The following is a 10,799-nucleotide window of genomic DNA, read 5'->3' as shown; positions in this document are numbered from 1 at the left end:
GACAAAAGTGCTTTACAACCCGAAGGCCTTCTTCACACACGCGGCATTGCTGGATCAGGCTTGCGCCCATTGTCCAAAATTCCCCACTGCTGCCTCCCGTAGGAGTCTGGGCCGTGTCTCAGTCCCAGTGTGGCTGGTCGTCCTCTCAGACCAGCTACAGATCGTCGCCTTGGTAGGCCTTTACCCCACCAACTAGCTAATCTGCCATCGGCCGCCCCTGTAGCGCGAGGTCCCGAAGGATCCCCCGCTTTCCTCCGCAGAGCGTATGCGGTATTAATCCGGCTTTCGCCGGGCTATCCCCCACTACAGGACACGTTCCGATGTATTACTCACCCGTTCGCCACTCGCCACCAGGGTTGCCCCCGTGCTGCCGTTCGACTTGCATGTGTAAGGCATGCCGCCAGCGTTCAATCTGAGCCAGGATCAAACTCTTCAGTTCAAACCTGTTACTGTTTTCGGTTGTTTTACCAACCGGTCGCTCACTCAACGTACTGACGAAGTGTTCAACCATCTCTCGATGACCAAACCTTCCTTTCATTACTGTGTGAGACTTGATACTTTCGCTTTATGTGAATCCGGAGATCCACCGCGTCGCGCATCAAGCGCCCACACTTATCGGCTGTTAGTTTTTAAAGATCGATCCGCTCACGCCGCGCTGCCCTACCACACCTACCCGGCACCGCTTCGTTCTGCGTCGCTGCATCTGCAGCAGAGAAACGAGATTATGAAGAACTCCGGCTGCGCCGTCAACAGGTTTCTGTTACTTCCTGAACCTGCTGCCACCGCTCGAAGCCTTGCCACTACTGGCTTTCCCGCTTCCCGTGCCCCGGCGTCCGGAGCACGAAAGAGCGAGATTCTAGCGAGCCGGCCAGCACCTTGCAAGCGTTATTTCGACACACGGAAATTGCGCAAGAAGCAGCGCCAGGACAACGACATAGACAAGCCAGAACTACACCATCGCGCTCTTACGCATCACGCGCTCCACCACGTCGAGGTAGTGATCTAGACCCGGCGTGACGCGGTGTTCTTCTTTGGCGCGGTCATCCCACTTGCGCAGCCGGAGCGCGTCCTGCGCGTACGGCTTCTGCAGAAATCTCTGCGCTTCCTCGCTGCTGAAGATGCCGCCTTGCAGACCCAAGCTCCGCACCGAATCGGCGGAAAGCTGATCGAAATAGCCTTGATCGATCGCGCAGAGGCAGCGCTTTGCGTCGACGTGCAAACGAATCGGCTCCAATACCGCATCGGGCAACACCGGCCGCAAGAACGGCAGCGCAAAGTACTGGTGCAGATCGTCGATGCCCCGCTCCGTCGGCGTCACGCCCTGAAGATTCAGCAGGTGCCCGAGATCGTGCAAAAACGAAGCGGCGACGAGTTCGTCGCCGGCACCCGCTTCTTCAGCCAGCGCGCCGCTCTGCAATGCGTGCTGAAGCTGCGTCACCGGTTCGCCGCTATAAGCGATGTCGCCGTATTGCTCGAACAGCGAACGGATGTCCGTCAAACTCAATGCCACGCTATTACTCCCACGGTAACGAAAAAGTCTTGAGGTTAGTGAAGCTTTTCATCGCTTCCTGAACGCCTTCCTTATAGCCGAGCCCCGAGTCTTTGATACCGCCAAACGGCGTCAACTCTGTCCGATAGCCAGGCACTTCCCACACGTTGACCGTCCCCACTCGCAGTTCGTTGATGAACCGCGTGATCGCGTCCTGCCGGTTCGTGCATACACCTGAAGACAAACCAAAGCATGTGCCGTTGCTGATACGTATCGCGTCGTCGAGCGTGTCGAAGCTGATGATCGGCGACACTGGCCCAAACGTTTCCTCACGCACGAGGGTCATGTCCGGCTCCACGCCGTCGAGCACCGTAGGCGAATACAGCGCGCCATTGCGTCGATTGCCGATACGTAATCGCGCGCCGCCGGCAATCGCCTCATTCACGCGCGCCTCGAATAGCTGCGCCGCGGCGACGTCGATGACCGTGCCCATCTGATTGGCCGCATCGAATGGATCGCCGAAAGTCCAGGCCCGCGTCTTCTCGACGACCAGATCGGCGAAATCGGCGGCGACGCGCTTTTGCACGAGCATCCGCTTGACCGCCGTGCAGCGCTGCCCGGAGTTCTTGTACGAGCCATGCACCGCGAGCGTCGCCGCGCGCTCGAGATCGGCGTCCTCGAGCACGATCAGCGGATCGTTGCCGCCTAGCTCGAGCACGACGCGGCGGTACGCCGCCTTTGCCGCGATGTACTTGCCAATCGCCACGCCGCCCGTGAACGAGACGAGTTCAGCCAACGGATGCGTGATAAGTTCATCGGCGATTTCGCGCGGGTCGCCGGTCAGCACTTGCAGCATGGGCGCGGGCAAGCCGGCTTCGTAGAGAATGTCGGCGAGATAAAGCGCCGACAGCGGCACTTTCTCGGACGGCTTCAGCACCACGCGATTGTTCGTCGCGATTGCCGGCGCAACCTTGTGCGCAACCTGGTTCATTGGATGGTTGAACGGGGTAATCGCGACGATCACGCCCGCAAGCGGCTCGCGCTGCGAAAACACGCGTCGCCGCTTGCCATGCGGCGTCAGATCGCACGAGAAACTTTGCCCGTCGTCACGCAATGCTTCGATTGCCGCAAACCTGAACACGTCTGCCACACGACCGATTTCATACCGCGAGTCCTGCTTCGACAAACCCGATTCGAGCGAGATCAGATCCGACGCCTCTTCGGTCCTGTCACGCAGCAACGCGGCCGCGCGTTCGAGAATCTGCGAGCGCTCATAACGCGTGAGCTTTGCCTGATAAGCTGCGGCGTATTCGAATGCGGCGCGCACATCATCGACGCTCGCAAGCGCGACCGTGCCTACGCGCGTACCCGTGTACGGATCGACTACATCGAGCGAGCGTGGACGCGCCGCGCGTTCGCCTTCGAGCCGCAGCGCCTCCGCGCGGAACGCCGGATGGTCCCGCAGCGTCGCGTTCATGATGCCGACACGCGGTTCAACGCGACGTCGAAGATATCGAAATTACGCAGCCTCTTTCCGCTCTCCGCGCCCGGCAATCCGTCGACACGCCGGTTGAAAAGGAGCGGCACTTCCTGCTCGGACAAGCCGCCGTGCGAGCGCAACGGCACCGTAAGCCCCGACAGATCGTGCTCGTCGCGGCGAGTACCGAGCACCACATGCTTCGTGCCGATCACGACGATGTCGCCGACGCGGTCATTCGGCAGCTCGAAGCGCTCGCACGCCGTGTGATTATCAAGCGCAATTTCGACGCCCTGCAGCCCGCGAATCCGCTCGATCACCTGCGCGACATCGACATCGCGCGGCAAATAAACTGTCGCAAACGAACCGAGCGCGCCGTGATGCACCACATACGGATCCGTGATCGGCAAGATCACGCGCGCCCTACGCGCGCCGAGCCATTCGTCGAGCAGGTCTTGCAGGTAGATCACGTTGGGCTCGCCGCTTTGCGGATCGTGCTTCGCGTTCATGCCGTGATCGGCGGTGAGCCCGATCACCCAGCCGAGCGCGTCGAGCTTCGCCAGATAGCCGTCCATCATCGCGTAGAACGCGTTCGCGCCTTCGGTGCCCGGCGCCCATTTGTGCTGTATGTAGTCGGTCGTGGACAGATACATCAGGTCGAGCTCGCGAGTTTGCGCGAGCCGCACGCCGGCAGCGAACACGAATTCCGAAAGCGCCGCGCTGTACACGTCGGGTATTGGCAAGCCGACCAGTTCCAGTACTTCGTCGATGCCGTTTTCCTCGCGCGTCACCGTGTCCGCTTTTTCCGCGGAAAAGCAGATGCCGTTCAGCTGCCAGCCCAACAACCGGCGCAACTTGTCTTTAGCGGTGACGACCGCGACGCGCGCGCCCGCTTCAGCTGCCGCGGCCAGCAAGGTGCCGGCTCGCAGATAGGCTGGATCGTTCATCATCACTTCCGCACCCGCGCCGCCATTCGCGCTCGGGTCCCAGAAGTAATTCCCGCAGATGCCGTGCACCGACGGCGGCACACCGCAGACGATCGACAGATTGTTGGGGTTGGTGAACGAGGGAATTACGCAATCGCCCTTGAAGGCCGCGCCGCCCTTGAGCATCTTGCCGATGAACGGCGCAACGCCCGCCGCGACCGCAGCTTCCAGATAATCGAACTCGCAGCCGTCGACGCAGATCACAACCGTCGGCTGCTCAGGCAGCCGGTAGCCGCGACCGTTGACCTCGATCGTGCGTTGCTTCGCGTTTTCGTTTGCGGTTGCCATTGTTCCCGTCCCTGCGTGCTACGCACGCGTCCTCAAGCCAATGCGTTACGACAACGCGATCGCTTCAGTCGTGCTGCAGTCGCCCTGCAGTCGTCGTTCAGTCGCCCGCAGCAGACGCACCGCGCGCCGTTCTCAACTGCCCGGCCGCCACGCCGCCTTCCTCGCACGCCTCGTGCGCGCGCTGCAAGCCGCCGTTCACGTGCGCGTGCATCAGCGCCGCGGCATGCGCGGCATCGCGCGAGGCGAGCGCGGTCAGAATCGCGCGATGTTCCGCTAACGAACGCTCCATCGCATCGGCATGCACCACCAGTGCCGCGCGCCGGAAAAGACTCAACTCGCTCACCAGCCTTCGATACGTCTCGTACAACTTCACATTGCCCGCCGCCGCCACGATCGCGTCATGAAAGGCGACATTGGCCCGCGCGTACGCATCGTGATCTTGCGCATCGAGCGCCGCGCGCATGGCATCGAGCCAATCGCGCAGCACCGCCAGCTGACTCGCGTCGATGTTCGCGGCCAACATCCGGCACGCCGCCTCTTCGAGCACCGCGCGCACCGCGTAAATCTCGTCGGCTTCGGCGAGCGACACCGTCCGCACGAACACGCCGCGATTCTTCTCGGTGCGCACGAGCCCGGCCTGCTCGAGCGCGCGGAACGCCTCGCGAACCGGCCCGCGCGACACCTGCAGGCGCGCCGCCCAGTCTGCTTCGTTGAGTTTGGCGCCCGGCGCCAGTTCGCCTTCGACGATGTGCCTTTCGATCTCGTCGCGAACCAGTGTCGTCAGCGAATGCCTGCGCACAACCTCAATCGGATCGACAGAAGCAGTTTGCATATATTCGGTCATTTTGACAAATTTCGCCACATCGAAAGTATGTGGAATGTCTGCGCGCCGCACGACGCGCCACCAGGGAAACGAGGAAAACGCAGGTTCAGTCGATCCGACGGCGCGGCACACGGGCCGCGATCAGCAGCAGCGCGGCGAGCGAGACGAGCAGCAGAATCAGCGACAGCGCGGAGGCAGGCAGGTAGTAGCCGCGCTCCACCTGACCGACCACGACGATCGGCACCGTCGCAAAACCGGGCGGATAAACAGTGAGCGTCGCGCCCAGTTCGCCGAGCGACAGCGCGAACCCGAGCGCGAGACTCGCGCGGATCGCCGGCACGAGTTGCGGCAGCACGACGCGGCGCAGCACCATCGACGGAGGCGCGCCGAGGCTCGCGGCCGCTTCGCGCAAAATCGTCAGTTCAGGGCGCAACGCCGCCGCCGCGCACCGGTAGCAGAACGGCAGCACGAGCGCGAGTTGAACAAAAACGACGATCGCCGCGGAACTCGACAGGTCAACCGGCCGCTTGTGATAGGCGATCAGTACCGCGAGACCGAGCACCACGCTCGGCACGCCGTTGGGCATCATGGCGATGGTGTCGACGAACGCGCCGAGCCCGCGCCGGTCGCGTCCTTCGAGCGCGAGCGCAAGCCACAACCCGAGAATCGTGCCGAGCACGGCGACACCCATGCCGATCTCGAGACTCGTTGTGAGCGCGTCGAAGTCGCTGGAACCGAGCCGCTCGAACCAGCGCGTGCTGAAGCCGGCCGGCAGAATCGTGCCGGACCAGTGCGCCGCCACGCTCGACAAGCCGACCACGATCACGGGCAACACGAAAAGCCAGAAGCACAACAGCGCGGCAAAACCGAGAAACAGGCCGCCGAGCATCCGCACGAACAAACTCCGGCGCACCGGGCGCGCCTTCTTGTGCATGACCGGCAGCACGGTCGGGTCGAGTTCAACGGCCATGGCCCGCTCCTTTTACCTTGCGACGGTTGACCTGGCGATACAACGCGTACAGCGACAAGGACATGATCAGCATGACGACCGCGCCGGCTGCCGCCGTCGGCAGATCGAGGTCGACAGTGGCCGAGCTGTAAATGGCGACCGGCAACGTGATCAGATGCGCGCTGCCGAGCACGAGCAGAATGCCGAACTCGTTGAGCGTCAGCAGAAAGCACAGGATCGTGCCCGCAGCGATACCCGGCCACGCAAGCGGCACGATTACCTTGAATGCGACCATCCAGCCGCTAGCGCCGAGACTTCTGGCGGCTTCGATCAGACGCATGTCGAGCGTGGCGAACGAAGCCAGAGTGGGCCTCACGACGAACGGCGCGTAGAACACGACCTCGGCGAGAATCACGCCGCCCACGCCGAACAGGAAATCGAGCGGCGGCGCCTCCAGATGAAAGAGCCGCTGCAAGCCGATGCTGACCGAGCCTTGCGAGCCGTACAGAAAAATCAGCGTGAAGGCGACCAGAAACGACGGGAACGCGACGAACAGTTCGAGAAAGCGCGTAACCATCCGCGCGCCCGGAAATGGCTTGAAAAACAGCAACGACGCGAGTGCGACGCCGAGCAGCGATGCAAGTCCGGCGCTCGCGAACAGAATCCACAGCGTCGTGCCGATCACGCCGCGTGTCTCGGGATTGCCGAAGAACGCCGCATACGCCTGCAGGCCGATGCCATGCGGCCCGCTCAGGCTCAGCAACACGAGGCGCACGAGCGGGTAGATGACGAGCGGCCCGAGCACGACCACCGCGATGAACAGGAGATGCCATTGCGCCATGCGCTCCCGGCGCTTTACCGCGGCCCGATGCAAAGCGGCGCTCGCGCTGCGGCGGGCGTCGGCTGCGGCTGCCGCCGAGGCGGGAAGCGGATTCGACGCCTCAGGGGTGGATAAGGACGACATCGTCAGCCTCGTAACGCAGGGAAACGCGCGCGCCTTTCTCCGGCATCATGCCGTGGCCGCGCTGCATGGTGACGAGGAGCGGTTCGTTCGGCATCGCGTCGAGGGCGACCGACACCGACAATACCGCGCCATACCATTCGACGGATGTGATTGCGCCGTGCAACTGCCCTTCTCCAAGCGGCACGATGCGCAGCGCTTCCGGCCGCAGACAGGCGACCCGCTCGCGTTCGTTGTAGCGCGCGTCGTCCATGCCGAAAGCGACTTGCGGCGGCAGCAGATTCGCCGTACCCAGATAGCGCGCGACAAAGCCGTCGTTCGGCGCGTCGTACAACTGTTGCGGCGTGCCGAGCTGCGCGATGCGGCCGTCGCGCATCAACAGCGTGCGATCCGACAGCACCAGCGCGTCATCCTGGTCGTGCGTCACGCAGACAATCGTCAGATTGGGCAGGCGCTCATGCAGCGCCTTCAGTTCGGAGCGCACCGACGCGCGCAGATTGGCATCGAGCGCGGAGAGCGGCTCGTCGAGCAACAGCACGTCCGGCTCGATCACGAGCGCACGTGCAAGAGCCACACGCTGCTGCATGCCGCCGGAAAGCTGCGCGGGCATCACGTGCCCGGCGTCGCCGAGTTGCACGAGTTTCAACACCTCGGCCACGCGCCGTGCGATGTCCTTCGCCGATATGCGCCGCGCCCGCAAGCCGAACGCGACATTTTCGAATACCGACAGATGCGGAAACAGCGCGTAGCTCTGGAACAACAGGCCAAGGTTGCGCTTATGCGGCGGCACGTGCGTGAGATCGTGGCCCGCGACCGTAAGCGTGCCGGACAACCCGTCCGCCTCGATAAACCCGGCGATGAACCGCAGCAGCGTAGTCTTGCCGCAGCCGCTGCGGCCGAGCACGGTGAGCAGTTCGCCGCGCTGGATGGTCAGCGACAGATCGTCGAGCACGGTGCGCGAGCCGAAGCGCACCGTCAGGTGATCGATCTGCACGCCGCCAGGCGCGTCCGAACGCGCGGCGCCGAGCGCGTCCAGCGAGGCGTCGAGCGCGCCTCGCCCAGCAAGACTGGCCGTATTCACCGGATTCATCCTCCAACAAGATTGATGCTCAGGCAGCGCGCCGGCGATCACACCGATCGCGAGAGCGCTGCGTGCTTCGACTGGGAAGCAAGACTGGAAAGCCTAAAAAGCGGCTTACTTCGGCTTGACGACTTCGATCTGCTTGCCCGACGAACCGATCACGTCGCTTTTCCAGCGCGCGGTCCAGTCGGCTTTCTTGGCCATCACGTGGTTCCAGTCCACCGGAATCAGCTTCACGCCCGCAATCGCCTGCTTGACGGTCTCGCCGTTCTTGCCGGCGAGCGGCACGTCGGTGCGGCCCGGAATGCCGAAGATGTCCGGCACCTTGGCCTGCACTTCCGTCGACATCAGATAGTCGATCAGCTTCTTGCCTTGCGCCTGGTTCGGACCGTTCTTGACGAGGCCGATTGCATACGGCAACTGGAACGTGGTCGGTTGCTCGCCCGGCGCAGCCGCGAGGAACACCGGCTTGAGCGACAGGCCGCCGTTGGCCGCGTCGTCCAGGTCCATCTGGAGATCGCCGTTCGCGAACGCGATTTCGTTGCGCGACAGCAGAACGTCGAGGTAACCCGTGCCCTTGGTGTGGAACTTGGCGCTTTGTTCCAGCTTCTTCAGATAGTCGAATGCCTTGTCCTCACCCATCAGCGATGACGTCAGGATGATCACGGCCATGCCGTCGCCCGCCGTCGCCGGGTTCGAGTAAGCGACCTTGCCGCTGTAGTCCGGGTGCAGCAGATCGGCAAAAGTTTTCGGCTGGTTTTTCGTGACTTCCGGATTGATCGCGAACGAGAAATAGTTGTTCACGAAGGTCGCCCACGAGCCGTTCGGCGCCTTGGCAATCGCCGGCACGTTCTTGTAGTTCGCGCTCTGGTATGCCTGAAGCAGACCGCTCTGATCCGCCTGCTGAATGAACGGCGGCAACGTGACGATCACGTCCGCCTTCGGCTGGTCTTTTTCAATTGTCGCGCGGTTCACGACTTCCCCGCTGCCCGCGGTGACGATGTTGACTTTCACGCCCTCCTTCTTTTCGAAGGCCGGCAGCACGTCTTTATAGAGATTTTCGAGGCCGTCGGCGGTGTACAGCACCACCGCGTCGGCAGCCTGCGCCTGCATGGCCACGCCACCGAACATCGCGGCGGCGACCAGCGCCGGCAGAAGCTTACGTGCGAGGCCCGTGGTCTGAGGGGAGTTTGTCTTTGTCATGTCGCTTTCTCCGAAAGGCAAAAAAACCAGACGGTCGGGAAAACCCGATACCTGTTGTGATTGAACGGCGCGTGGTGTGCGCCGTCTGCGCTTTATTTGCTGCGTGCGTGTTGCTGATGTGCCGCTTATTTGCCGCTTATTTGCCGCTTATGTTCCGCTTACGTGCTGCTTGCGTGACTTGTTGCATGTTGCCGCAGCCGACTCCGATGCGATCAACCGATTGCAGATTGCCGACAACTTCGCGGCGTCTTCCAAGCGAGACTTACAAACTGTCTACCACGTTCGCGCTGCCTGCCATGCCTATATGGGCACGGCAAGGATCACAGGTTTCGGTGACAACGCCATGACTATTCTGTCGAATTCCAAAAATTGACACAATTCGCCAATAATAGCCAAGCCGAACGAGGTCGCGGGAAGTTGCGTGAAGAGATTGAGCAGAACCGCTGCTGCATGACCGCTGATCGGGAATCGGATCGTGCGGCTGCGCTCTACCAGCAGCAGTCGGCGCGACGCGTGTCGCAGCTTGACGCCGTACCACGCGCACCGGCCGCGCACGTGGACTCAGGCAATCACGATTTCCGGGCCATGGGCCGTAATCGCCTTGCCGATGGCGCGCTCGGGCGCCAGTTCGGTCACGAGATAACGCGCCGACTCGATGCCGTTGATCCGCACCGGCGTGACGCGGCCGAACTTCGAATGGTCGGCCACGACGACCACTGTGTCGGCGGCGGCGATCATGCGGCTGCGCACTTCGGCGGCCATGCGGCTGTAGTCGGTGAGATAACCGTCCGGCGAGATGCCGCCTGCGCCGATGAATGCGAAGTCCGCGTGATATTGCGTGAGCTGGTGGACCGTGTCGAGCCCGAAGGTTGCGTCTTCGATATCGGACAGCTCGCCGCCCAATAGCGTGACGCGATTGTCGTTGCGCCGTCCGAGCAGCAGCGCGATGCGCCAGTCGTTGGTGTACACCGATAGACGGTGCCGGTCGAGTAAGGCTCGCGCGACCGCCTGCGTCGTGCTACCGGAGTCGACGATCAGCGACGCGCCGTCGGGAACGAACTCGGCCGCACGCTCGCCGATTGCGCGCTTCGCGCCGGCGTTTGCCGCCTCACGCGTGTCGAGATCGGGCTCGCGCCGGTCGCTCGAAAGCGCGCCGCCGTGGGTGGTGACGAGCAGGCCGCGTCCGGCGAGCGCGTTGAGATCACGGCGAATGGTCTCGCGCGACACGTTCAGTTCGCGCACCAGCTCGGCGACTGACAGCGCGCCCGTTTTGGCGACTTGCGCCAGGATGTATTGGTGACGTTGTTCTGCGAGCATTCAGCGTTGTTCCTTCATCTTCCCGCGAGAGGTTGTCGCGCGGGGCATTTCTTCGTCAAGCCTTTTGCCATAACGGCTTTATGTATCTGCAAGCGGAGTCTGTGCAACTCCACGTTGCCGGGCTCGCACATTGGCATAGATGTTTATCTGCGCATTGATCTGCCCGCGCCGCTGGCAAAGACCCGGCTTACACACAATGCATTCAACCGTGCCGCAATAGCTTTC

The 10,799-nt window shown here is 62.7% G+C and carries 10 protein-coding genes and 1 rRNA gene; 1 reads left to right on the top strand and 10 read right to left on the bottom strand.

Annotated features, from left to right (window positions below):
- From SB753_RS17745 to phnS, 9 genes are all read right to left on the bottom strand, one after another.
- Positions 1-439: ribosomal RNA gene (locus SB753_RS17745) — 16S ribosomal RNA — on the bottom strand; the annotation flags it as partial.
- A gap of 510 nt (positions 440-949) precedes the next feature.
- Positions 950-1,510, bottom strand: a complete 561-nt coding sequence (locus tag SB753_RS17740; RefSeq protein ID WP_410801035.1) for a phosphonate degradation HD-domain oxygenase — start codon at positions 1,508-1,510, stop codon at positions 950-952.
- Between the two features lie 4 nt (positions 1,511-1,514).
- Positions 1,515-2,966: a phosphonoacetaldehyde dehydrogenase gene (gene phnY / locus SB753_RS17735; protein WP_204522802.1), complete on the bottom strand. Its 1,452-nt coding sequence runs from the start codon at positions 2,964-2,966 to the stop codon at positions 1,515-1,517.
- Positions 2,963-4,240 carry a phosphonoacetate hydrolase gene (gene phnA, locus SB753_RS17730; protein WP_410801033.1) on the bottom strand — a complete coding sequence of 426 codons (1,278 nt, stop codon included), beginning with the start codon at positions 4,238-4,240 and terminating at the stop codon, positions 2,963-2,965. Before phnA ends, phnY begins: the two co-directional genes overlap by 4 nt.
- 97 nt (positions 4,241-4,337) lie before the next feature.
- Positions 4,338-5,084: a phosphonate utilization associated transcriptional regulator gene (locus SB753_RS17725; RefSeq protein ID WP_310069710.1), complete on the bottom strand. Its 747-nt coding sequence runs from the start codon at positions 5,082-5,084 to the stop codon at positions 4,338-4,340.
- 85 nt (positions 5,085-5,169) lie between these two features.
- Entirely contained in the window at positions 5,170-6,033 is an 864-nt protein-coding gene (gene phnV / locus SB753_RS17720; RefSeq protein ID WP_087754299.1) for a 2-aminoethylphosphonate ABC transport system, membrane component PhnV, read from the bottom strand.
- A complete protein-coding gene (locus tag SB753_RS17715) occupies positions 6,023-6,976 on the bottom strand; it encodes a 2-aminoethylphosphonate ABC transporter permease subunit (protein WP_088175408.1) in 954 nt (317 codons plus the stop codon). Before SB753_RS17715 ends, phnV begins: the two co-directional genes overlap by 11 nt.
- The gene (gene phnT / locus SB753_RS17710; RefSeq protein ID WP_087754394.1) at positions 6,954-8,054 is read right to left on the bottom strand and encodes a 2-aminoethylphosphonate ABC transport system ATP-binding subunit PhnT; all 1,101 of its coding nucleotides are present in this window, start codon (positions 8,052-8,054) and stop codon (positions 6,954-6,956) included. Before phnT ends, SB753_RS17715 begins: the two co-directional genes overlap by 23 nt.
- Before the next feature lie 114 nt (positions 8,055-8,168).
- Entirely contained in the window at positions 8,169-9,257 is a 1,089-nt protein-coding gene (gene phnS / locus SB753_RS17705; RefSeq protein WP_410801031.1) for a 2-aminoethylphosphonate ABC transporter substrate-binding protein, read from the bottom strand.
- Positions 9,258-9,333: 76 nt separating this feature from the next.
- Here phnS and SB753_RS17700 point away from each other — a divergent pair, with 76 nt between their 5' ends.
- Complete coding sequence (locus tag SB753_RS17700) at positions 9,334-9,630, top strand: hypothetical protein (RefSeq protein WP_410801029.1); 297 nt, start codon at positions 9,334-9,336, stop codon at positions 9,628-9,630.
- A 188-nt stretch (positions 9,631-9,818) separates the two neighbouring features.
- On the opposite strand, the gene SB753_RS17695 is transcribed toward SB753_RS17700, so the two are convergent.
- Complete coding sequence (locus SB753_RS17695; RefSeq protein ID WP_027779716.1) at positions 9,819-10,574, bottom strand: DeoR/GlpR family DNA-binding transcription regulator; 756 nt, start codon at positions 10,572-10,574, stop codon at positions 9,819-9,821.
- Positions 10,575-10,799: the final 225 nt, after the last annotated feature.

Origin of the sequence: Paraburkholderia sp. SIMBA_053 (assembly GCF_046534895.1) — a bacterium.
Lineage (GTDB): Bacteria > Pseudomonadota > Gammaproteobacteria > Burkholderiales > Burkholderiaceae > Paraburkholderia > Paraburkholderia caledonica.
Note: the sequence above shows the minus strand (reverse complement) of the source record. Positions and strands in the feature narration are given on the sequence as shown.

Coding starts and splice junctions, on each gene's coding strand:
- SB753_RS17715 (WP_088175408.1), bottom strand. CDS start 6,976: ATGTCGTCCTTATCCACCCCTGAGGCGTCGAATCCGCTTCCCGCCTCG.
- SB753_RS17695 (WP_027779716.1), bottom strand. CDS start 10,574: ATGCTCGCAGAACAACGTCACCAATACATCCTGGCGCAAGTCGCCAAA.
- phnS (WP_410801031.1), bottom strand. CDS start 9,257: ATGACAAAGACAAACTCCCCTCAGACCACGGGCCTCGCACGTAAGCTT.
- phnA (WP_410801033.1), bottom strand. CDS start 4,240: ATGGCAACCGCAAACGAAAACGCGAAGCAACGCACGATCGAGGTCAAC.
- SB753_RS17725 (WP_310069710.1), bottom strand. CDS start 5,084: ATGACCGAATATATGCAAACTGCTTCTGTCGATCCGATTGAGGTTGTG.
- phnV (WP_087754299.1), bottom strand. CDS start 6,033: ATGGCCGTTGAACTCGACCCGACCGTGCTGCCGGTCATGCACAAGAAG.
- phnY (WP_204522802.1), bottom strand. CDS start 2,966: ATGAACGCGACGCTGCGGGACCATCCGGCGTTCCGCGCGGAGGCGCTG.